Here is a 21379-nt window from a genome sequence, read left to right as displayed (position 1 = left end):
GTACATACGTGGCCCTGCCGGAATGTGTTCAAGCTTTCAAAAACTCGCTCAGGACAGCAGCGGCGCGACCGAGTCTCCGAACTCCTGTATCTGAGCCATGAGTTCATGTCGCCCACGGCTGCGGAACCGCACCTGCACCTGGTCCACGCCCATCGCCCGGTAGGCCCGCAACGACTCGGCGATCATCTCGGGCGGTCCGCTGAGTGTCCGCCGTCCGACCTCCCAGCGCGCCGCACCGATGTACAGGGGCTCGGCGATGGCGCCGACGGTGAACGGCCCCTGGGCGCCGGCCTCGTCCCGCAGTCGCCGGATCCGCTCGATCTGCTCCGGCAGCCGATCTCGCGGGTCTCCCTGGGACAGCCATCCGTCGCCCTTGAGCGCGGCCCTGCGCAGAGCGGCCGCCGAGGATCCGCCGACCCACACCAAGACGCGTTCCTGCACCGGCCGGGGCCGCTGCCCGAGCCCCTCGAAGTCGTACAGCTTGCCGTGGTGCTCGGGGAACTCGTCGGGCCCGAGGGCGGCACGCAGGGCGTCGAGACACTCGTCGAGGACGGGACCGCGCTGCCGGAAGTCCACACCCAGGGCCTCGAACTCCTCCTGGACGTGCCCGGCGCCGACCCCGAGGATCAGCCGGCCTCCGCTGAGGTGGTCGAGGGTGGCGTACTGCTTGGCGGTGAGCAGGGGATGCCGCAGCCCGACGATCGCGACATGGCTGAGCAGCCGGACGCGTTCGGTGGCGGCGGCGAGGAAGGAGAGCGTGGCGACGGGGTCGTACCAGACGGTGCTCATGGCGGCGGCGAGGCGACGCGGGATGGCGACGTGGTCGCAGCCGGCCAGGTAGTCGAACCCGGCGCGGTCGGCGGCGCGGGCGGTCTCCAGCAGGTCGTCCGGCCCGGCCTCCGCCTCCCAGCCCTCCGCGTAGAGGGTGCTCTGCGACTGGACGGGAAGCTGCATCCCGTACCGCAGGCTCACCGCGCACCACCGCCGCTGCCCGGCCACAGCCCATCCTCTGTCAGCCCGAGCAGCTCGATGGCGTTCCCCCGTACGATCCGCTCGACCACGTCGGGTTCCAGGTGCCCCATCTGCGCCTCGCCGACCTCGCGGGACTTGGGCCAGGTGGAGTCGGAGTGGGGGTAGTCGGTCTCGTAGAGGACGTTGCCGACGCCGATGGAGTCGAGGTTGCGCAGCCCGAAGGCGTCGTCGAAGAAGCAGCCGTGGACGTGCTCGGCGAAGAGCTCGGACGGCGGCCGGTGCACCTTGTCGGCGACGCCGCCCCAGCCGCGGTTCTCCTCCCACACCACGTCGGCCCGCTCCAGGATGTAGGGGATCCAGCCGATCTGCCCCTCGGCGTACATGACCTTGAGGTTCGGGAACTGCTCGAACTTGCCGCTCATCAGCCAGTCGACCATGGAGAAGCAGCAGTTGGCGTACGTGATGGTGGAACCGACGGCGGGCGGGGCGTCGGCGGAGGTGGACGGCATCCGGCTGCTGGAGCCGATGTGCATGGCGACGACGGTCCCGGTCTCGTCGCAGGCCTGGAGGAAGGGGTCCCAGCCGTCGGTGTGGATCGAGGGCAGCCCGAGGAACGGCGGTATCTCGGAGAAGGCGACGGCACGGACCCCGCGGGCGGCGTTGCGCCGGACCTCGGCCGCCGCGAGTTCGGCGTCCCAGAGGGGGATGAGGGGCAGGGGGATGAGCCGCCCGTGCGCGTCCGGGCCGCACCACTCCTCCACCATCCAGTCGTTGTAGGCGCGCACGCAGAGCAGGCCGAGGTCGTGGTCCTTGGCCTCGGTGAAGGTCTGGCCGCAAAAGCGCGGGAAGGTCGGGAAGCACAGGGCGGACTGGACGTGGTTGACGTCCATGTCGGCGAGGCGGGAGGTGACGTCATAAGAACCCGGGCGCATCTGCTCGTACGTGATGACCTCGAGCTTGATCTCGTCCCTGTCGTACCCCACGGCGGTGTCGAGCCGGGTCAGGGGCCGCCGCAGCTCCTCGTAGACCCACCAGTCCCCGACCGGCCCGTCGTCCCCGGGCTGCCCCATCACCGGCTTGAAGCGGCCTCCGAGGAACGTCATTTCCTTCACGGGGGCCCGGACGATACGCGGTCCGACCTCCCGGTACTTGCCCGGAAGCCGGTCCTGCCAGACGCTCGCGGGCTCAACGGTGTGGTCGTCCACGGAGATGATCAGCGGAAACGTGCTGTCGTGGGTGTCCATGCCGCTCACGGTAGCGCTGATCTGACGGGGCGTCAGCTATGTGGTACTGGAGCGCTTGGGCTCCGGCCACCTCCCCGCACCCGGGCACACCCGCGCGGATCCGGCCCATCCGCTCCACTCCCGTCACCCCGAGGCGAGCAGCGCCGCGCGGATCTCCGAGATCATCCGGTCGGGGTGGTGGAAGACGTCCTGGGCGGTGAAGCGCAGCAGGCCGCGCACCTCGGGGCACTGGAGGACCTGGTTGAAACGGGAGATGTCCCGACGGTGCGCCTCGCGGGTGCCGTGGTAGGCGTACCCCTCGATCTCGACCGCCAGCCCCTCGCACCGGAAGAGGAAGTCGAGGACGACACGGCGGCCGGCCGGGGTGATCAGTTCGACCTGGCTCTCGGGCCGGAGCGCGGCGTCGGTCATGCGCAGGCGGGCGACGGTCTCCGCCGGCGAACCCGCCCGGGGGTCGCACAACCCGAGCCGGCGGCGGGCTCTTGCCGCTCCTTGCCCGGGGAGAGCCAGAGCGGCCCCGACGGTGTCCAGCGAGGTGAGCGGCGCCCTCCGCACCTGGCCGACTCTCCGGTAGCCCACCCCTGACTCCAGAGCCACGAGCGCGTCGTCCCTCGGCAGGGAACGCAGCAGGTCGGCGAGGGTCCGTGCCGGGCTCGTGAGCCGCAGACCGTGACGCAGCGCCGTGTCCCCGCGGTCGAGGCGGGCCCGGCGCACCCGCACACCCCGGGCCTTGCCACGGAAGGTGAGTGCGGGGTCGATGAACTCCAGCGGCACCTCGGTGGCCGGAGCAAGAGTCTCGATCCGCCACAAGGCGGCAGCGGAACGGTGACTCACGACGAGTCGGGGATTGAGGAGTTGCACGGCTCGAAGCCGTACGAACAGGTCCGCCTCCCGGCCCGGTTCCGCCCAGGCGCCCGCCTGCAGCCGGCCCCAGCCCTCCGCCCGAAGAGCACGCGTGAGACCCCGCGCGGGCCAGCCGGATTCCAGGGCGCGGCAGGTGAGCAGCACGCCCCCCTCTGCCAGCTCCCGCAGCGCCCTTCGTTCCCTCATGCCCTCAAGATCGCAGAATCCGCCCGGGCGCCTCCGTACCTGTGGACAACCTCCTCAGCCGACGGAATCCCGGTTCCGGACACACCTCGGCCGCGACGGCTCCCCCTCCGCGCCGCCGCGGCCGAACCCCGTGTAACAGTGGCTTACTTCGTCGGCTTGAACGGCTCCGACGTGGCGTGCAGGTCCTTGGTCTCCAGCGGCTCGTCCGTGGCGTGCAGGTCCTGCGTCTTGACGGCGCCCTCGTCCGTGGCGTGCAGATCCTTGGTCTCCAGCGGCTCGTCCGTGGCGTGCAGGTCCTGCGGCTTGAGCTGGTCACCCATGATCGTCAACTCCCCTTGGCGTGGATCAAGCAGTGAGGTCGGCGGGCCCGCCCGGTCACTCCCCCGAGTGTGGCCGGGCGGGACCCACCCGGGCCGCTCGCCCCGAACGTCCGGAGCGAGGCCCGTGCGGTGACCCGTCTGCCCCCCGACGCGACGGATCGACTGCGTCCATCATGGCGCGGGGGGATAAACGAATGATGAACGTCCCGTCCCGTCGCCTCAGGCAGCCTGCACCGGGGACAGCAGCGCACGCACCTCGGCGGCCTCGGGCGAGCCCAACTCCTCGTAGATCCCGGCCGCTTCCTGCCAGCAGACATGGGCCCGGCCGGTCTGGCCGAGGCCGCTCAGCGCGCGTCCGAGGACCGTGAGGACGTTGCCCCGCCGCCACTCCCCGCCGATCCCGCGGAGGACCGTGAGGGCCATCTCGGCGTTGGCGGCGGCCCGCGCCGCACGCCGGGCGGCGAGATCCACCTCGGCCAGCCGGAACAGGCTCATGCCCTCCCAGAGGCGCTGCCTGCTGTCCCGGAACACCTCCAGCGCCTCCTGGAGCCGCTCGGCGGCGCTGTGCAGCTCCCCGCTCTGGGTGAGGGCGAGCCCGAGGGCGTAGCGGGCGTTCGCCCCGCGCAGGGCGTTGCCCATGGCGTCGTAGATGTCGATGCCCTCCCGGGCCAGCGCGACCGCGCTCTGGGTGCGCCCGGTCGCGAGGTGGATCCGGGAGAGGTTGCAGAGCGCGGCGGCCACGCCGGGGCGGTCGCCCAGGGCCCGGAAGCCCTCGATGGCCCGGGAGAGGTGCTCCTCGCCGTCCGCGTGGCGGTTCTGGTAGAGCGCGATGATGCCGCGCGCGTTGCGCGCCCAGCAGACGGGGAGCAGGTCGTCGGACTCCTGCGCGAGGCGGATGGCCCGTTCCGCCTCCTCCTCGGCCCGTTCGAAACGGCCGCTCACGTGGTGGACGTTGACGAGCGTCATCAGTGCCCGGGCCTCCGCCCGGCCGAGGCCGTGCGACCGGGCCGCGCCGACGAGCGCCAGGGCGGTCGCCTCGTACTCCTTGGAGTTGGCCCCCGACTCGGAGAGGTCGTGCGCCGCCCACAGCATGTCGATCGCCCGGGGGAGCGTCTCCGGCCGCCCCGCGGCCTGCCGTACGCAGGCGAGGAGGCAGATGGCCTCCGCGTACAGCCAGTCCTGCGCCGCGTGCCGGTTGTCGAACCGCAGACCCGGGTACGACGTGGGCTCCAGGTGATCCACCAGCCGGTCCCCCGGCCGCTCGATCGCGTACACCCCGGCCGCGGACGCCAGGTAGAAGTCCAGCAGCCGGGACAGCGCCGAGCCCCGTTCGCTCGGGGGGAGTTCGTCCCTTTCCGCACAGGCACGCGCGTAGAGCCGCACCAGGTCGTGGAAGCGGTAGCGGCCGGGGGCCGCCGATTCGAGGAGGGAGGTGTCCACGAGGGACTCCAGCAGGTCCTCCGTGTCCTCCACCGGCAGGTCCAGGACCGCCGCCGCGGCGGCCAGGGAGATGTCGGGGCCGTCCGCGAGGCCCAGCAGGCGGAACGCGCGCGCCTGGGCGGGTTCCAGCTGGCCGTAGCCGAGCTCGAAGGTCGCCTTGACGGCCAGGTCACCGGCCTGGAGCTCGTCCAGGCGGCGGCGCTCGTCGGCGAGCTTCGCCGCGAGGACCGACACCGTCCAGGTACGGCGGGCCGCCAGCCGGGACGCCGCGATGCGGATCGCCAGCGGCAGGAAGCCGCAGGCCGCGACCACGTCGAGCGCGGCCTTCCGCTCGGACGCCACCCGCTCCTCGCCCACGATCTTCGTGAACAGCGCCAGCGCCTCGTCCGGGGACATCACGTCGAGGTCGATCAGGTGGGCGCCCGCCAGGTCCAGCATCCGCACCCGGGAGGTGACCAGCGCGGCGCAGCCGTCCGTGCCGGGCAGCAGGGGCCGCACCTGGGCGGCGTCCCGGGCGTTGTCCAGCAGGACCAGCACCCGGCGCCCGGCGAGGACCGAGCGGTAGAGGGCCGCGCGTTCCTCCAGGGAGTCGGGGATCGCCGAGTCGGCCGTGCCGAGGGCGCGCAGGAAGGAGCCCAGGACCGTCTCCGGCTCCGCCGCCCGGGCCCCCGCCCCCTGGAGGTCGACGTACAGCTGCCCGTCCGGGAAGGCCGCGCGCGCCTGGTGCGCCACGTGCACCGCCAGGGTCGTCTTGCCGACGCCGCCGATGCCGGCCAGGGCCGAGACCGCCATGACCCGGCCCTCGGCGGAGGCCAGGATGTCGCCGAGCTCCCGCACGAAACCGCAGCGGCCGGTGAAGTCCGGCACGGTCGCGGGCAGTTGTGCCGGCCGGACCGGGACGGCGGCCGGCTCGGGCGCCGGGGAGGAGGGCTCCGCCAGCCCGGGGTCCGCCTGGAGGATCCGCTGCTGCAGCTCGCTCAGGCCGGGGCGCGGGTCCACGCCGAGTTCGTCGGCGAGCAGGCGGCGGGTGTCGGCGTAGACGGCCAGTGCCTCGGCCTGGCGGCCGCTGCGGTAGAGCGCCAGCATCAGCAGCTCCCGCAGCCGCTCCCGGAGCGGATGGGCCGCGGTGAGGGCCGTGAGCTCCGAGACCGCTTCGGCGTGGCAGCCCTGCTCCAGGTCCATGTCCAAGCGCGATTCGACGAGTTGGAGCCGCCACTCCTCCAGCCGGACGCGCTGGGTCTCCGCGTACGGGCCCGGCACTGCGGCCAGGGTCTCCCCGTCCCACAGGGCGAGGGCGCGGCGCAGGGTCTCGCGGGCGTGGCAGAGGTCGCCCGCGGAGCGGGCCTTCTCCGCCTCGGTCGCCAGGTCCTGGGCGACGGTGAGATCCAGGGCCTCCTCGGCCAGGTCGCGGACCGCGTAGCCGCCGGACTCGCTGACCAGGACGGCGGTGGCCGCGGTGCCGCCGGACCGGCGGGCCTCGCCGCCCGGGTCCAGCACCTTGCGCAGGCGGGAGGCGTACGTCCGTACCGCCGCCAGCGCCTGCGAGGGCGGTTCCTCGCCCCACAGGGCGTCGATCAGCTCCGCGGCCGTGGCGGTGCGGCCCTCGCGCAGCAGCAGGGCGGCGAGCAGGGCACGTTGCTGGGGGGACCCGGTGGTGACCGGCTCGTCACCGCGCCAGGCGCGCACGGGCCCGAGCACGCTGAAGCGCAGAGCGGCGGTCTCCGCCGGCCGCTCCGCCCCGGGCGTCGCCGACGGCTCCGACGGCGCCGGCGTGGAGTCGGGACGCCGCTGCTCCGGTACGCGCGGCACACCGTCCGGTACACCGTCCATGCAGTCCCCCTAGACATCCTGAGCAACCACGCCAGTTTGCCTTGTTGACGGGGGATACGTCAGCCGTGGGAGACACCGATCACAGGGCGGCACACGGGAGTCCACCAAGTCTGCACACTCTCTCCTCACGTGAGTGGTCAGGGCCCGCTTACGAGGGGGGAGTTGGAGCGTTTGGGCGCATCGACGGGGCTCCGGCCCAGGTCAGGAAACGAGGGCACCGCCCAACTGCTCCAGTTGACTCCTGGTGTCGCGGGGTGCATCCGGGGGTGGCAAGCGATAGTAGGTGGCGGTTCAGGTTCCCGACCGAAGGCGGCCCCCCATGCCCGGCGAGCAGCCCCATCTCTACGAGACCCTCGACGAGCGGTTCCGGACGGGGCGGTGCCAGGCGGGGGACTCGCGGCTGGAGGCCCTTTACGAGGGGTGCCGGTGGGCCGAGGGGCCCGTGTACGTACCCGCCGGGCGGTACCTCGTGTGGAGCGACATCCCCAACGACCGGCTGCTGCGGTGGGACGAGACCACCGGGGCCGTCGGGGTCTTCCGCTCCCCCGCCGGGTACCCGAACGGCAGCACCCTGGACGTCCAGGGCCGTCTCGTCACCTGCGAGCAGGGCAATCGGCGGGTGACCAGGACCGAGCACGACGGCTCGGTCACCGTGCTCGCCGAGCGGTTCCGGGGCAGGCGGCTCAACAGCCCGAACGACGCCGTGGTGAGGTCGGACGGGTCGGTGTGGTTCTCCGACCCCGAGTTCGGGATCGCCACCGACTACGAGGGGCATCGCGCCGAGAGCGAGATCGGTGCCCGCAACGTCTACCGGGTCGACCCCGCGAGCGGCGAGGTGCGGCTGGTCGCCGACGGGTTCCAGGGGCCCAACGGGCTGGTCTTCTCGCCGGACGAGCGGCGGCTGTTCGTGTCCGACAGCGTGGCCAACCACATCCGCGTCTTCGACGTGGGCGAGGACGGGATCTCGCTCTCCGGGGGCGAGGTGTTCACCGCGTGCGCGCGGGGCACCTTCGACAACATCCGGTTCGACGACGAGGGGCGTCTCTGGGCCGCCGCCATGGACGGGGGCGTGCACTGCTACGACCCCGACGGCACGCTCCTGGGCCGCATCCTGGTGCCCGGCACCGTCGCCAACGTGCGGTTCGGCGGGCCCCGGCGCAACCGCCTGTTCATCGCCGCCGACACCACCCTGTACTCCCTGATGATGTCGGTCACCGGCACGCCGGCCCTGCCGCTCGGCCGGTGACCCGGTCCCGCAGGGCGCCCTTCACGACCTTCCCGCTCGCGTTGCGGGGCAGTTCGGCGACGAACTCGACGCTTCTCGGGACCTTGTAGTTCGCCATCTCCCTGCGGGACCAGGCGATCAGGTCGTCGGCGGTCAGCAGGGCGCCGGGGCGCCGTACGACGTAGGCCCGGCCGACCTCGCCGAGCCGGGCGTCCGGTACGCCGATCACCGCCACGTCGGCCACGTCCGGGTGCAGGCCCAGCAGCTGCTCTATCTCGGCGGGGTAGGCGTTGAAGCCGCCGACGATGAACATGTCCTTGAGGCGGTCGGTGATGCGCAGGTTTCCCGCCGCGTCCAGGACGCCGATGTCGCCGGTGCGCAGCCAGCCGTCGGGGGTCAGCACCTCGGCGGTGGCCTGCTCGTCCTCGTAGTAGCCGGACATGACGTTGAAGCCGCGCACCAGGACCTCGCCGGGCAGGCCGGGTTCCAGGGGCCGGTCCTCGGGGTCCACGACCCGGACCCGGGTGCCGGGGACGGCGCGGCCCGACGTGGACGCGATGACCGTCGGGTCGTCGCCGCGCCGGCACATCGTGACGATGCCGCTCGCCTCGGAGAGGCCGTAGGCGGTGAGGACCGTGCCGATGCCGAGTTCGGTGCGCAGGCGTTCCACCAGGCGCAGCGGCACGACCGCCGCTCCCGTCACCACGAGGCGGAGGGCCGAGAGGTCGTGGGCGTCGCGTGCGGGGTGGTCCAGGAGGGACTGGAGGAGGGTCGGGGGGCCGGGGAGTACGGAGACCCGCTCGGCGGCGATGTTGGCCAGGACCGTGTTCACGCTGAACACCGGCTGGGGGATCATCGTCGCGCCCCGCATGAGGCAGGCGATCACCCCGGCCTTGTAGCCGAAGGTGTGGAAGAAGGGGTTGACGATCAGATAGCGGTCGCCCCGGGTGAGGCCCGCGAGATCGCCCCAGATGTCGTAGGCGCGCAGCGTCTGGTCGTGGGTGATGACCGCGCCCTTGGGGCGGCCGGTGGTGCCCGAGGTGAAGATGATGTCCGAGGGCCAGGTCCCCCGTACGGCCGCGGACCTGTCGCGTACGTCCGCCGTTCCCACCCCCTCCCCGCCGGCCAGGAAGTCCTTCCAGGTCAGGAAGTCGGCCGGGGCGTCCTCCGAGAGGACGACCGCGTGCTTCAGGGCGGGCAGCCCGGGCAGGGGGCCGGTGCCCGGGCCGTCTCCGGCGGCCCTGCGCAGGGACGCCACGTACGACGTTCCGAGGAACGTGCCCGTCACGAACAGCAGTCGGGCGCCGCTGCGGCGCAGCACGTCCGCGGCTTCGGCGCCCTTGAACCGGGTGTTCAGCGGCACGAGCACCGCGCCCGCCGACACCGCGCCCAGGGCCGCGACGATCCAGTCGAGGGAGTTGGGGGCCCAGACGGCGACCCGGTCGCCCGGCTCGACGCCGGTGGCCAGGCAGGCCGCCGCCGCGCGCTCCACGCGTGCGCCGAGTTCCGCGTAGGTGACGCGGGTTCGGCCCTCGACGACCGCCTCTACGTCCGCGTAGCGCTCGGCCGCCGCCCTGACCAGGTCCGGAACGCTTTCCCATGCCGTATCCGCTCGCACAGCACGCCTCCCCACGCCATAGGAGCTGACTACCCGTCAGATTATCTGTAACCTGACGGCCTGTCAGCGACTGTTCGGCCCCGGAGGTGCGCGCAACATGGCAGCAGGATCGGGAGGCCTCAAGGACGCCACCGCTCTCGTCGGCATAGGCCAGACGCCCTTCGCCAAGCGGCTGCCGGAGGACGAACGCACCCTGGCCTGCCGGGCCGTCCTGGCCGCTCTCGACGACGCCGGGATCGCGCCCGGCGAGGTCGACGCCCTCGCCTCCTACACCATGGAGGAGACGGACGAGGTGGAGCTGGCCAAGGCCTGCGGCTTCGGCGACCTCACCTTCTTCAGCAAGGTCGGCTTCGGCGGCGGAGGTTCGTGCGCCACCGTCGCCCATCTCGCCGCCGCCATCACGGCCGGGCAGGCGAGCGTCGGGGTCGCCTGGCGGTCCCGCAAGCGGGGCAGCGGTCCGCGGCCCTGGACCAACACCGCCGTCCAGCTCCCGACCCCGGCCCAGTGGACCCGCCCCTACGGGCTGCTGAGGCCCGCCGACGAGATCGCGATGCTCACCCGCCGCTACATGCACGAGTACGGCGCCACCCGCGACCACCTGTTCAACGTCGCCCTGGCCTGCCGCAACCGGGCCAACCAGAACCCCGCCGCGATCATGTACGACCGTCCCCTGACCCGCGAGATGTACATGACCTCCCGCTGGATCAGCGAGCCGCTGTGCCTGTTCGACAACTGCCTGGAGACGGACGGGGCGCTGGCGTGCGTCGTGGTCTGTGCCGAGCGCGCCCGCGACTGCCGGCGCAGACCCGTCTACGTCCATTCCGTCGCCCAGTCGCTCCCCGCCCAGCACCACGGCATGGTCAACTACTGGAACGACGACCCCCTCACCGGCCCCGCCTGGAGCGCCGCCCGGCACCTGTGGAAACACTCCGACCTGGTCCCCGAGGACGTGGACGTCGCCCAGATCTACGACGCCTTCACGCCCCTGGTCCTGCTCTCCCTGGAGGGCTACGGCTTCTGCGGGCGCGGTGAGGGCGGGGCGTTCACCGAGGGCGGGGCGCTGGAGACCGGCGGACTGCTGCCGGTGAACACCGGCGGGGGCGGGCTGTCCGAGGCCTATGTGCACGGCTTCAACCTCATCAACGAAGGGGTCAGGCAGCTGCGCGGGACCAGTACCGCGCAGGTGCCGGGAGCCTCCGCCTGTCTGGTCACCGCCGGGGAAGGGGTCCCGACCTCCGCCCTGCTGCTCAGGAGTTGAGGAGCCGCTCATGCTGCGTCCCGTCCCCGACACCGACGGCGCGCCCTTCTGGGAGTACGCCGCGCAGGGTGAACTCCGCGTCCAGGCCTGCGGCGACTGCGGGGAGCTCCGCTTCCCGCCCCGGCCCTGCTGCCCGCACTGCCAGTCCTTCCAGAGCGAGTGGCGTGCGGTGTCGGGCCGGGGCCGGGTCTGGTCGTACGTCGTCGCCCATCCGCCGCTGCTGCCCGACTACGCGGCGCAGGCGCCGTACAACGTGATCGTCGTCGAACTGGACGAGGCGCCTCGCATCCGGCTGGTGGGCAACCTGGTCGCGGGGGCCGGGCAGCCGCTCGGCGCCTTCCCGCCGCAGAGCGTGCGCATCGGCGCCCGGGTGCGGGCCGTCTTCCACGACGGCCTTCCCCAGTGGGTTCCGGAGCGGCCATGAGCAGCGTGCTCGTGCGGGCCGAGAGGGACAGCGGGGTCGCCGTGGTGACGCTGAACCGGCCCGAGCGGCTCAACGCCGTCGACCTCGCCATGGCCGACGAACTGGCCGCCACCTGGCACGACTTGCGGTTCGACGACGCCGTGCGGGCGATCGTCCTCACCGGGGCCGGTGAACGTGCCTTCTGCACCGGCATCGACCGGGACGCCGTCGTCCCGCAGCCGAACTCGCCCTACGCGCAGGACGATCCGCTGCTCGGCATCGGCCCCAAGGCGAACGACCTGTGGAAACCGGTCGTCGCCGCCGTGCGCGGCATGGCCTGCGGCGGCGCCTTCTACCTGCTGGGCGAGGCCGAGTTCCTCGTCGCGGACACCACCGCCACCTTCTTCGACCCGCACACCACCTACGGCATGGTCAGCGCCTACGAGTCCGTCCTGATGGCACAGCGCATGCCGTACGGGGAGGTCGCGCGGATGGCGTTGATGGGGACGGCGGAACGCATCTCGGCCCGGCGGGCGTACGAGGTCGGGCTGGTGTCGGAACTCGTGGCGGAGGGCGAGGCCCTGGGCGCGGCGACCTCGTGCGCCGCGGTTCTCGCCGGGTATCCGACCGAGGCCGTGCAGGGAACCGTGCGGGCGCTGTGGGCCGCGAGCGAGGCGGGGCGCTCGCAGGGGGTCGCGCAGGCGCCGCACCTCATCGCACTCGGGAACGCGGCGGGCGAGCGGCAGGCCCGGTTGTTCGGGATGCGGTCACGGGAGTACCGGTTGCGCGAGTAAAGTCGTTTCCTCATACATGCGTATGCTCGGGGGGTGGTTGAGCATCGGATGATCGACGTCAATGGCATACAGCTGCACATCGCGGAGCAGGGCGAGGGCCCGCTCGTGGTGCTGCTGCACGGATTCCCGGAGTCCTGGCACTCCTGGCGGCACCAGTTCGGTCCGCTGGCCGAGGCCGGTTTCCGGGTGGTCGCGCCCGACCAGCGTGGGTACGGCGGCAGCGACCGCCCCGAGGACGTGACCGCCTACAGCATCCTCCACCTGGTGGGGGACGTGGTCGGGCTGATCCACGCGCTGGGCGAGGAGCGGGCGTTCGTCGTCGGGCACGACTGGGGGGCGCCGGTGGCCTGGCACACCGCGCTGCTGAGGCCGGACGTGGTGCGCGGGGTGGCGGGGCTGAGCGTGCCGCCGCCGTTCCGCGGGACCCGGCCCCCGCTTCGGACCATGCAGGAGCGGTTCGAGGGCCGCTTCTACTGGAACTACTTCAACCGGCCCGGCGTCGCGGAGGCCGAGTTCGCCGCCGACACCCGCACGACCCTGCGCAAGCTGCTGTACTCCGCCTCCGGTGACGCGCCGGACGCCGGGCGCCCCGAGCAGGCCCTGGTCGACCTGGAGCGCGGCTGGCTCACGGACGCGCCGAACCCCGAAGTGCTGCCGGAGTGGCTGACCGAGGGGGACCTCGACGTGCTCACCGAGAGCTTCGAGCCGGGCTTCACCGGCGCGCTCAACTGGTACCGCAACCTGGACCGCAACTGGGAGCTGACCGCCCCCTGGCAGGGCGCGGTCGTCTCCCCGCCCTCGCTGTACGTGTACGGCGACCGGGACCTGGTCCCGGCCTTCCCGGGCACGCCCGAACTGATCGAGCGGCTGCCGGAGTTGATGCCGGACCTGCGCCGCAAGCCGCTCGTGCTGCCGGGCTGCGGCCACTGGACGCAGCAGGAGCGGCCCGCCGAGGTGAACGAGGCGCTGATCGACTTCCTTACGGAGCTGCGGGGCTGAGCCCCGGTTCCGTCAGTCGTCGACCAGGGCCTGGCGGTCGACCTCGCAGTGGTCGACCGAGTCCACCAGGCCCGAGCCGCCCACCCGGACGTCGACGGTGGCCCTGCCGTTCGCGGGAACCGTGACGTCCCCGTAGCGGCTGACGACGGTGATGCCCTGGGCGTCCTCGAAGGTGACCGAGACGGAGAAGCCGGCCTTGCGGCCGTTGGGGTTGCTCACCTCGACGGTCGCGTACGGCCGGGCGGAGGTCGCGCAGCTCACCAGCCGCGCCGTGCCGTCCTCCAGCGCCTTGCGGCTGCCGGAGCCGGAGGAGGAGGAGGACGTCGGGGTGGAGCCGTAGTCCGGCCTGCGGGTGGAGGAGCTGCCGCCGCCGCTGCTGCCGTGGTCATCGTCGTCGGAGCCGTGGGACCCGCCGCTCGAACCGCCGGAGCCGTACGAGATGCCGCTCGACGTCGACGACCTCGAACGGTCGTGGTCCTGGCTGGAGCTGCTGCACCCGCCGCCGCCTCCACCGCCGTGACCGTGACTGCCGCCGCGGCCCCGGCCGGAGGAGAAACCGGTCAGTGCCAGCACCACCAGGACCAGCACCGCCGTGAACCTGACCCTGCGCCCCCGTGTCTGCATGGCGGAGAGCCTAGTGATCTCCTGTCACGGTCATGTCACTGCGTGGCGACCGGCACGTCCCCGGCGTAGCGTCGTGGGTGGAAGCGGTGAACAGACCGCTTCCCGGCAAGCGACGGCCGCCGTCTGGAGCCCCTTCCGCGGACCGGTACGACGGCCGTCCCGGGCCGGGTCAGGCGGTGCGCGCCGTGCCCGTGCCCTTCTCCGCGTCCAGTGCGTACACACAGCGGTCCTTGCTGCACGCGTACACCACCCCGTCCCGGACGACCGGGGAGCCGGTGATCTCGCCGCCGGTGGCGAGCTTCCAGCGCAGCCGGCCGTCGTCGGCCTTCAGGGTGTAGAGCAGGTGGTCGGTGGAACCGAAGTGGATCCGGCCCTCGGCCACCGAGGGGGCGCCCACGATGTCGCCGCCCGCCTGGAAGCGCCACTTGGGCGTGCCGGTGACCGCGTCGAGGGTGTAGAGGCCCTTGCCGCTGCCCACGTGGACATGTCCGGCCGCGACCAGCACAGGGTCGACGGAGGCACGGGACTCGGTGGCGATGCGCCAGCGGTCGCGGCCGTCGGTGGCGTCGAGGGCGTAGACCGTGCCGAGGTAGTCGGCGAGGTAGATGCCGCCGCCGGTGACGGCCGGGCCGGGGACGAAGGTGGGCGGGCAGAGGAACACGGCCGGGGCCTCGAAGTGCCACTTCACGTGCCCGGCGGCCACGTCCAGGGCGAGGACGCGGGTGCCGGCGCAGACGTAGACGTAGCCGTCGGTGGCCTGGGTGAGCCGGATCGGCACGCCGCCGCAGGAGGCCGCGTCGCCGATCGGGTACGACCAGCGCTCCTCGCCGGTGCGGGCGTCCAGGGCGCGCAGCCGGGCGTCCTGCCACACGTAGACCGTGCCGTCGCGCAGGGCGGGCCCGGCCTCGGGGGACTCGAAGTCGGACTGGCAGCCGGTGATCTCCCAGAGCTTCTGGCCGCCGGAGGCCTCCCAGCCCTGGACGCCGCCGCCGCGGGTGCCGGTGACGACGGTGCCGCGGGCGGCCTGGAGCGTGTAGACCCAGGCGTCCGTCTGCAGCCGCCACAGGTCGGCGCCCTCACGGGCGTCCAGGGCGAAGAGCGTGGGCCCGTCGGAGGCGTGGATACGGCCGTCCGCGACCGCCATGGACCACGCGACCTCCCGGGTCTTGAAGCGGCGGCGGCCGGTGGCGACGTCCAGGGCGTGCACCTCGAAGGAGGTGACGTAGACGAGGTCGTCGGCGACCGAGGGCGTGCCCCAGACGTCGTTGGACATGCGGAAGCGCCAGGGCCGCCAGCCCCCGGCCTGCTCCGGCGGCGCGGCCGGGGCCGGAGGGGTGGTGACCGCGGGGCCGACGGCGGGGTCCGTGCCGTTGACGCCGGGGCGGGGCTTGGACCAGGAGGCGGCGAGGGCGGCCTCCGGCCGGGGCGCCGCGACGGCGGCGGCCCGCACGTCGGCGACGCGCGGGCCCGGGCCGATGGGCACCGGGGCGCCGGCGAGGCGGACCGGGCCGGTGTCGGGGCCGATGGGGGCACCTCCCGGCTCGAGCGAAGCCGAGAGCCTGGGGGAGGGCGCGGGCACGGGGACGACGGGGTCGTGCGAGGGCGGGGGCGGGATGTTCGCGAGGCCGGGGGCGGGGCGTCCACCGCCGCTGCGGCCCGCGCCGGGGGCGGGCTTGCCGGCCGGGCGGCCGTTGCGGCGGGACTCGATCAGGCTCACGGCCCGCTCGGGCAGCCACGCGGAGGCCGTGCCGCTGTCGTCGGAGCCGGAGCCGAAGAGGTGGGGGGCCAGCTGGGACTGGAGGTCGGCCGGGTTGGGGCGGGCCGTCGCGTCCATCTGCATACAGGACTCGATGAGCGGACGCAGTTCGTCCGGGAGGCCTTCCAGGTCCGGGCCCTCGCGCAGCAGCATGAAGACCGTCTCGACCGGGTTGGCGCCGTGGAACGGCGGGTGCCCGGTGGCGGCGAAGACCAGCATCGAGCCGAGGGAGAAGACGTCGCTGGCGCCGGTGACGCTGCGGGAGTCCTTGGCCTGCTCGGGCGACATGTAGGCGGGGGTGCCGACGGCGACGTTCGTCATCGTCAAACGCGTGTTCGACACGCCCGACGCGATACCGAAGTCGATCACCCGGGGGCCGTCCTCGACGACGAGGACGTTCGACGGCTTGAGGTCCCGGTGCACCAGGCCCGCGCCGTGGATGGACTGGAGCGCCTCGGCCACGCCCGCCGCCAGCCAGCGCACCGCCTGGGCCGGCATCGGGCCGCAGTCGTTCACTATCTCCTCGAGGGAGGGCGCGGGGACGTACGCGGTGGCCAGCCACGGCACGGCGGCGCGCGGGTCGGCGTCCACGACCGCGGCCGTGTAGAAGCCGGAGACGGCGCGGGCCGCCTCCACCTCACGCGTGAAGCGGACCCGGAACAGCTGGTCCTCGGCGAGCTCCGTCCGGACGGTCTTGATCGCCACGCGCCGGCCGGACGCCGAACGCGCGAGATAGACCAGCCCCATGCCGCCGGCACCCAGCCGTCCCAGCACCTCGAACGGCCCGATCCGCCGCGGATCGTGCTGCGTCAGCTGATCCACCACTCTGCCTGCCACCTCCCCGTACGAGCCGCGCCAAGCCACATGTTCCACGCGACCTTCGTGCAGCGTCTCACCACCGCACCGCCATGGCGGCACGCACCCTGATTCTTCCTGGCCGGAGCCCCGGTTGCGAACCCGGTGACAATTGGGATGTCTCAATACAGAAGAGATCAAACGCTGATCAAATCATGCCTGGTCAGCGGTGCAGCAGCGCGAAGGACGCCCCCTGATTGTCCGTGACCACGGCGACCTCGCCGTACGACGTCTCGAAAGGCGGCACCTGGACCCGGCCGCCGAGCCGCGTCACGTCCTCCAGCGCGGCCGCCACGTCCTCGACGGCGAAATGCACGAGGAAGTGGGGCGGCATCTCGGCCGGGTACACGTCCAAGACGGGGGCGCGGCCGAAATCGGGTTCGGCGTCCGGCCCGAACAGGGCCTCCCGGAAGAGGTCACCGTAGAAGGTGTTGGCCGCCTCGGTGTCCCGGGCGTACAGCTCGGCCCAGGCGAAGGTGCCCGGTTCGTGCCGCTTGCCGAAGCCGGGGTGCTCCTCCGGCTGCCACAGGGCGAAGACGGCGCCCTCCGGGTCGGTGACGAGCGCGGTGACGCCCAGGTCCCCGGCCGGCACCGGCGCCGAGACGATCTGCCCGCCCGCGTCCCGGATGCGCCGGGCCAGGGCCGGGGCGTCCGGGGTCGCGAAGTACACCGTCCAGACGGTGGGCAGCCGCCCGTCCACCTTGCGGACCAGGGCGGCCACCGGTTCGCCGTCCTTCAGCGCCTCGGTGAAGGAGCCGAACCACTCGTCCTCGAAGGTCCACCCGAAAAGTTCACCGTAGAACCGCTTGCCCGCCTCGACGTCGCGAAGCTGGGCGTCCACCCAGCAGGGGACGCCCTCTACGTATACCGATGCCCTGTTTTCGGCCATGCCGCCAACGTAACCGCGACTGCCGCACCCCGCAGACCAGGCACACCAGCCTCGGAACTCTCCCGCACCCCATTTGCAGTCGGCCGAATCGCGCCCCGATCACGCCTCGGTAAGCTGACGGCATGACAGGACAAGTGCGTACCGTCGACGGCCGCGTGGCCGGCCGACGTGGGCAGGCGACCCGGCAGAAGCTGCTCGACTGCCTCAGCGAGATGCTCAGCTCCTCCCCGTACCGGGACGTCAAAGTCATCGATGTCGCCCGGAAAGCGGGCACTTCGCCCGCGACCTTCTACCAGTACTTCCCGGACGTCGAGGGCGCCGTCCTGGAGATCGCCGAGCAAATGGCCACCGAGGGCGCCGCGTTGACGGAGCTCCTGGAGGGCCGCTCCTGGGCCGGCAAGGCCGGCTGGCAGACGGCGCAGGAACTCGTCGACGGCTTCCTGGAGTTCTGGCGCAGGAACGACGCCATCCTCCGGGTCGTCGATCTCGGTGCCGCCGAGGGCGACAAGCGCTTCTACAAACTCCGGATGAAGATCCTCAACTCGGTGAACAACTCCCTGGCGGACGCCGTCGCCGAGCTCCAGGCCAAGGGCAGGGTCGACAAGGACGTGAACCCGGCGGCCGTCGCCGGTTCGCTGGTCGCGATGCTCGCGGCCGTCGCCTCCCACCAGAAGGGCTTCTCCTCCTGGGGCGTGAAGCAGGCCGAACTGAAACCGAACCTCGCCCTGTTGGTACACCTGGGCGTCACCGGCCGGAAGCCGACGAGATAGCGCGGCGCGACAGCCTCTTACCTCCCCACGTCCTGTCTGGCAGGCGGTGGTCCACCCGGGTGGACCACCGCCTGTCGCGCTCTCCGCGTCCGCGCTACCGCCGCACCAGCCGGAACACCCGGATCTCCCGCTCCACCCGCGCCTGGTACGCCGCGTACGGCGGCCAGAACCGCAGCAGCGCCTGCCAGGCCGCCGCCCGCTCCTCCCCGGCCAGCAGCCGGGCCGTGACCGGGACGTCCCGGCCCTTCCAGCTGATCTCCGCGTCGGGATGCGCGAACAGGTTGTGACTCCAGGCGGGGTGCCCGGGCCGCCCGAAGTTGGACCCGACGAGGATCCAGCCGCGCCCGCCGTCCTCGGGCATGCAGGCCAGGGGGGTACGGCGGGGCAGTCCGCTCCGCGCCCCGGTCGAGGTCAGCACCACCCCGGGGAGCAGTTGCGCGCTGAGCAGCACCTTTCCCCTGGTGAGCCGGTGGACGGCACGGTCCAGGGCGGGCACCACGTGCGGTGCCACGCGGGCGAAGCCCCTGGTCGACGACACCTTCTGCACCACACGCGCACCCCTCATGTGCCGGCCTCCTCGAAGACGTGTGCCGCGTCGGCCGCGTGCGCCCGCAGCCGGTGCACCGGCCCGAACAGCAGCTCGTCGCCCGCGGCACGCTTGAAATACAGGTGAGCCTCGTGCTCCCAGGTGAAGCCGATGCCGCCGTGCAGCTGGATCCCCTCGGCGGCGGCGCGGCGCAGCGCCTCGAGCGCCTGGGCGAGGGCGAGAGCGCCGGCCGTCTCCTCGCGGGCGGTCGCGGCCCCGCTTGCGGTTGTGGCGGCGGTCGCGCCCGTCGTTGCGGTGGTGGTGGCACTTGTGGGTGCGGTGGCTTCCGTGGCGGCCTCCCAGGCCGCGTAGTACGCCGCCGAGCGGGCCGCCTGGACCTGGACGTACGCGTCGGCCAGCCGGTGCTTGACCGCCTGGAAGGAGCCGACCGGACGCCCGAACTGCTCGCGCTGCCCGACGTACTCGACGGTCCGCTCCAGCACCCGGCCGGCCGCCCCCACGGCCTCGGTGGCGAGGCAGGCGGCAGCGGTGTCGCCGAGCCGCGCGAGGGCGGAGAGGGCGTCGGCGGTTTCGTCGCCCAGCAACTCGGCGGGTACGTGGCGCAGTTGGATCCGGCCCTGCGGGCGGGTGGCGTCCAGCGCGGTCTGCCGTACGCGGGTGAGCCCGGTGGCGTCACCGCGCACCAGGAAGAGCAGGACGCGGGAGCGGGCGTACCCCCCGGTGTGCGCAGCGACCACGAGCAACCGGGCGCTGTGCCCGTCGAGGACCTGGTCGACCTGCCCGTACAGCTGCCAGCCGCCCTCGGCCCGCCGGGCCTGGACGCCCCCGGCCCGCCCTCCGCCGGCCCACGCCCCGTGCCGGTCGTGGCCGGTGAGCGCGAGGGCGGTGGCGAGGGCGGGCCCCGGTACGGCGAGGGCGGCGGTGAGTCCGCCGGAGGCGATGCGGGGCAGGAGTGCGGCGCGCTGGGCGTCGGTGCCGAGGGCGAGCAGCAGCGGGGCGGCGAGGACGGCGGTGGCGAGCAGCGGGGTGGGGGCGAGGGTGCGGCCCGTCTCCTCGCAGGCCAGGGCCAGTTCGGTCACCGTACAGCCGACACCGCCGTAGGTCTCGGGGAGGGCCAGTCCGGGCAGGCCGAGTTGCTCGGCGAGGGTGGTCCACAGGGCGGGGTCGTGTCCGGCCGGGGTGTCGACGGCGGCCCGCAGCTCTTCCGGACCGCACCGCTTGCCGAGCAGCTCGCGCAGGGTGCGGCGGATCTCGTCCTGTTCGTCGGTGAAGCGGGCGTCCATGAGGCACCTCTCTCCGCATCTGACGGTGCGTCATATTAGGGCGGCGGAACAGGGAAGCCCAGAGCCCTGCCGCGTCCACAGAAATCTGATGTACCGTCAGATTTATGGTGGCGCGGAGGAAAGTGGCCGTCGTCGGCGTGGCCCTCTCGGACTGCGGCCGTGTGGACGACGCGACCCCGTACGCACTGCACGCCCAGGCGGCCCGCCGGGCCCTGGCGGACGCGGGCCTGGACCGGTCGCTGGTCGACGGCTTCGCCTCGGCGGGCCTCGGCACACTGGCGCCCGTCGAGGTCGCCGAGTACCTGGGTCTGCGCCCCACCTGGGTCGACTCCACCTCCGTGGGCGGCTCCACGTGGGAGGTCATGGCGGCGCACGCGGCGGACGCGATCGCGGCCGGGCACGCCCGCGCGGTGCTGCTCGTCTACGGTTCGACGGCCCGGGCGGACGTCAGGGCCGGCCGCCGCACCGGAACACTGTCCTTCGGCACACGGGGCCCGATGCAGTTCGAGGTCCCGTACGGCCACACCCTGATCGCCAAGTACGCCATGGCGGCCCGCCGCCACATGATCGAGTACGGCACGACGATCGAGCAGCTGGCGGAGGTGGCGGTGCAGGCCCGGGCCAACGCGGCCCTCAACCCGGAGGCGATGTTCCGCACACCGATCACGGTCGACGCGGTGCTGTCCGGGCCGATGATCGCGGACCCCTTCACCAAGCTGCACTGCTGCGTCCGTTCCGACGGCGGGGCCGCCGTGCTGCTGGTGGCCGAGGAGTACGTACGGGACTGCCGTACATCGCCGGTGTGGGTGCTGGGGAGCGGGGAGTCCGTGTCGCACGCGGCGATGTCCGAGTGGCCGGACTTCACGGTGTCACCGGCGGCGGTGAGCGGGCGGCTGGCGTTCGAGCGGGCGGGCGTGCGGCCGGCGGAGATCGAGGTCGCCGAGATCTACGACGCGTTCACCTACATGACGCTGGTGACGCTGGAGGACCTCGGCTTCTGCGGCAAGGGCGAGGGCGGGGCGTTCGTGGAGAAGGGGCGGCTGCGGGTCGAGGGCGGTGAGCTGCCGGTGAACACCGACGGGGGCGCTCTGTCGGCCCAGCATCCCGGGATGCGGGGGCTGTTCCTGCTGGTGGAGGCGGTACGGCAACTGCGCGGGGAGTGCGGGGAACGGCAGGTGCGGCGGCGCGACGACTCGCCGCCGCGACTGGCGGTGGCGTCGGGGACGGGGGGCTGGTTCTGCTCGTCGGGGACGGTGGTGCTGGGGGTGGGGTGAGGGGGCGGGGTGAGGGGGCGGGGCGGGGATCCGGAGCCGGGGCGCGGAGGTCCGCGCGGGCGAACGCGAGCACGAGGCCGCGGGGGCCGCGTAGGCCGCGGGGGCCGCGGAGGCCGCGCGGGCGAACGCGGAGGCGAGGCCGCGGGGGCCGCGGGGGCGAACGCGGGCGCGAGGCCGCGGGGGCCGCGGGGGCCGCACGGGCGAACGCGGGCGCGAGGCCGCGGAGGC

Annotated in this window: 18 protein-coding genes; 7 read left to right on the top strand and 11 right to left on the bottom strand. The window is 73.0% G+C overall.

The genetic code is table 11. The annotated features are described in order from the left end of the window. Nucleotides 1-48 precede the first annotated feature (48 nt). From HDC93_RS04695 to HDC93_RS04675, 5 genes are all read right to left on the bottom strand, one after another. Nucleotides 49-954, bottom strand: a complete 906-nt coding sequence (locus HDC93_RS04695; protein ID WP_185007938.1) for a TIGR03619 family F420-dependent LLM class oxidoreductase — start codon at nt 952-954, stop codon at nt 49-51. Nucleotides 955-968: 14 nt separating this feature from the next. Next, nucleotides 969-2216, bottom strand: a complete 1248-nt coding sequence (locus tag HDC93_RS04690; RefSeq protein WP_185007427.1) for an amidohydrolase family protein — start codon at nt 2214-2216, stop codon at nt 969-971. Between the two features lie 123 nt (nt 2217-2339). After that, nucleotides 2340-3266, bottom strand: coding sequence for a hypothetical protein (locus HDC93_RS04685; protein WP_185007425.1), 927 nt, complete (start codon nt 3264-3266; stop codon nt 2340-2342). A gap of 143 nt (nt 3267-3409) precedes the next feature. Beyond that, entirely contained in the window at nt 3410-3586 is a 177-nt protein-coding gene (locus HDC93_RS04680; RefSeq protein WP_185007423.1) for a hypothetical protein, read from the bottom strand. 219 nt (nt 3587-3805) lie between these two features. Continuing rightward, a complete protein-coding gene (locus HDC93_RS04675; protein WP_185007421.1) occupies nt 3806-6856 on the bottom strand; it encodes a BTAD domain-containing putative transcriptional regulator in 3051 nt (1016 codons plus the stop codon). Between the two features lie 319 nt (nt 6857-7175). On the opposite strand from HDC93_RS04675, the gene HDC93_RS04670 reads away from it, so the two are divergent. Continuing rightward, entirely contained in the window at nt 7176-8102 is a 927-nt protein-coding gene (locus HDC93_RS04670) for an SMP-30/gluconolactonase/LRE family protein (RefSeq protein WP_185007419.1), read from the top strand. Here the strand turns inward: HDC93_RS04670 and HDC93_RS04665 are convergent. Then, nucleotides 8068-9699, bottom strand: a complete 1632-nt coding sequence (locus HDC93_RS04665; protein ID WP_185007416.1) for a FadD3 family acyl-CoA ligase — start codon at nt 9697-9699, stop codon at nt 8068-8070. The genes HDC93_RS04670 and HDC93_RS04665 overlap by 35 nt on opposite strands. A gap of 97 nt (nt 9700-9796) precedes the next feature. On the opposite strand from HDC93_RS04665, the gene HDC93_RS04660 reads away from it, so the two are divergent. Genes HDC93_RS04660 through HDC93_RS04645 form a run of 4 tightly spaced genes read left to right on the top strand, consistent with a single transcriptional unit; the run spans nt 9797 to nt 13153 of the window. Then, entirely contained in the window at nt 9797-10957 is a 1161-nt protein-coding gene (locus HDC93_RS04660; RefSeq protein ID WP_185007415.1) for a lipid-transfer protein, read from the top strand. A 10-nt stretch (nt 10958-10967) separates the two neighbouring features. Then, nucleotides 10968-11381, top strand: a complete 414-nt coding sequence (locus HDC93_RS04655) for a Zn-ribbon domain-containing OB-fold protein (RefSeq protein ID WP_185007413.1) — start codon at nt 10968-10970, stop codon at nt 11379-11381. After that, nucleotides 11378-12154 (top strand): enoyl-CoA hydratase/isomerase family protein, encoded by a 777-nt coding sequence (locus tag HDC93_RS04650; RefSeq protein WP_185007411.1) that lies wholly within the window; start codon nt 11378-11380, stop codon nt 12152-12154. Before HDC93_RS04655 ends, HDC93_RS04650 begins: the two co-directional genes overlap by 4 nt. Nucleotides 12155-12202: 48 nt before the next feature. Beyond that, a complete protein-coding gene (locus HDC93_RS04645; protein WP_185007409.1) occupies nt 12203-13153 on the top strand; it encodes an alpha/beta fold hydrolase in 951 nt (316 codons plus the stop codon). Nucleotides 13154-13165: 12 nt separating this feature from the next. Here the strand turns inward: HDC93_RS04645 and HDC93_RS04640 are convergent, their stop codons facing one another. The 3 genes from HDC93_RS04640 to HDC93_RS04630 form a co-directional block, all read right to left on the bottom strand. Beyond that, nucleotides 13166-13777 carry a hypothetical protein gene (locus HDC93_RS04640; RefSeq protein WP_185007407.1) on the bottom strand — a complete coding sequence of 204 codons (612 nt, stop codon included), beginning with the start codon at nt 13775-13777 and terminating at the stop codon, nt 13166-13168. Between the two features lie 169 nt (nt 13778-13946). After that, nucleotides 13947-16358 carry a serine/threonine-protein kinase gene (locus tag HDC93_RS04635; protein ID WP_311774486.1) on the bottom strand — a complete coding sequence of 804 codons (2412 nt, stop codon included), beginning with the start codon at nt 16356-16358 and terminating at the stop codon, nt 13947-13949. Between the two features lie 193 nt (nt 16359-16551). Further along, the gene (locus HDC93_RS04630) at nt 16552-17277 is read right to left on the bottom strand and encodes a VOC family protein (protein WP_185007405.1); all 726 of its coding nucleotides are present in this window, start codon (nt 17275-17277) and stop codon (nt 16552-16554) included. Between the two features lie 134 nt (nt 17278-17411). Here HDC93_RS04630 and HDC93_RS04625 point away from each other — a divergent pair, with 134 nt between their 5' ends. Next, entirely contained in the window at nt 17412-18047 is a 636-nt protein-coding gene (locus HDC93_RS04625; protein WP_185007934.1) for a TetR family transcriptional regulator, read from the top strand. A gap of 94 nt (nt 18048-18141) precedes the next feature. On the opposite strand, the gene HDC93_RS04620 is transcribed toward HDC93_RS04625, so the two are convergent. Continuing rightward, nucleotides 18142-18612 carry a nitroreductase family deazaflavin-dependent oxidoreductase gene (locus HDC93_RS04620; protein WP_185007403.1) on the bottom strand — a complete coding sequence of 157 codons (471 nt, stop codon included), beginning with the start codon at nt 18610-18612 and terminating at the stop codon, nt 18142-18144. Continuing rightward, complete coding sequence (locus HDC93_RS04615) at nt 18609-19877, bottom strand: acyl-CoA dehydrogenase family protein (protein ID WP_185007401.1); 1269 nt, start codon at nt 19875-19877, stop codon at nt 18609-18611. Before HDC93_RS04615 ends, HDC93_RS04620 begins: the two co-directional genes overlap by 4 nt. Before the next feature lie 104 nt (nt 19878-19981). Between HDC93_RS04615 and HDC93_RS04610 the strand changes: the two genes are divergently transcribed. Next, nucleotides 19982-21151 carry a thiolase C-terminal domain-containing protein gene (locus HDC93_RS04610; RefSeq protein WP_185007399.1) on the top strand — a complete coding sequence of 390 codons (1170 nt, stop codon included), beginning with the start codon at nt 19982-19984 and terminating at the stop codon, nt 21149-21151. Nucleotides 21152-21379: the final 228 nt, after the last annotated feature.

This window comes from Streptomyces sp. AK010, from assembly GCF_014207295.1.
GTDB lineage: Bacteria > Actinomycetota > Actinomycetes > Streptomycetales > Streptomycetaceae > Streptomyces > Streptomyces massasporeus.
This window is presented reverse-complemented; position numbering and strand designations above follow the sequence as displayed.

Coding starts and splice junctions, on each gene's coding strand:
- HDC93_RS04620 (WP_185007403.1), bottom strand. CDS start 18,612: ATGAGGGGTGCGCGTGTGGTGCAGAAGGTGTCGTCGACCAGGGGCTTC.
- HDC93_RS04690 (WP_185007427.1), bottom strand. CDS start 2,216: ATGGACACCCACGACAGCACGTTTCCGCTGATCATCTCCGTGGACGAC.
- HDC93_RS04680 (WP_185007423.1), bottom strand. CDS start 3,586: ATGGGTGACCAGCTCAAGCCGCAGGACCTGCACGCCACGGACGAGCCG.
- HDC93_RS04640 (WP_185007407.1), bottom strand. CDS start 13,777: ATGCAGACACGGGGGCGCAGGGTCAGGTTCACGGCGGTGCTGGTCCTG.
- HDC93_RS04645 (WP_185007409.1), top strand. CDS start 12,203: ATGATCGACGTCAATGGCATACAGCTGCACATCGCGGAGCAGGGCGAG.
- HDC93_RS04685 (WP_185007425.1), bottom strand. CDS start 3,266: ATGAGGGAACGAAGGGCGCTGCGGGAGCTGGCAGAGGGGGGCGTGCTG.
- HDC93_RS04615 (WP_185007401.1), bottom strand. CDS start 19,877: ATGGACGCCCGCTTCACCGACGAACAGGACGAGATCCGCCGCACCCTG.
- HDC93_RS04670 (WP_185007419.1), top strand. CDS start 7,176: ATGCCCGGCGAGCAGCCCCATCTCTACGAGACCCTCGACGAGCGGTTC.
- HDC93_RS04650 (WP_185007411.1), top strand. CDS start 11,378: ATGAGCAGCGTGCTCGTGCGGGCCGAGAGGGACAGCGGGGTCGCCGTG.
- HDC93_RS04655 (WP_185007413.1), top strand. CDS start 10,968: ATGCTGCGTCCCGTCCCCGACACCGACGGCGCGCCCTTCTGGGAGTAC.
- HDC93_RS04630 (WP_185007405.1), bottom strand. CDS start 17,277: ATGGCCGAAAACAGGGCATCGGTATACGTAGAGGGCGTCCCCTGCTGG.
- HDC93_RS04675 (WP_185007421.1), bottom strand. CDS start 6,856: ATGGACGGTGTACCGGACGGTGTGCCGCGCGTACCGGAGCAGCGGCGT.
- HDC93_RS04610 (WP_185007399.1), top strand. CDS start 19,982: ATGGTGGCGCGGAGGAAAGTGGCCGTCGTCGGCGTGGCCCTCTCGGAC.
- HDC93_RS04660 (WP_185007415.1), top strand. CDS start 9,797: ATGGCAGCAGGATCGGGAGGCCTCAAGGACGCCACCGCTCTCGTCGGC.
- HDC93_RS04695 (WP_185007938.1), bottom strand. CDS start 954: ATGCAGCTTCCCGTCCAGTCGCAGAGCACCCTCTACGCGGAGGGCTGG.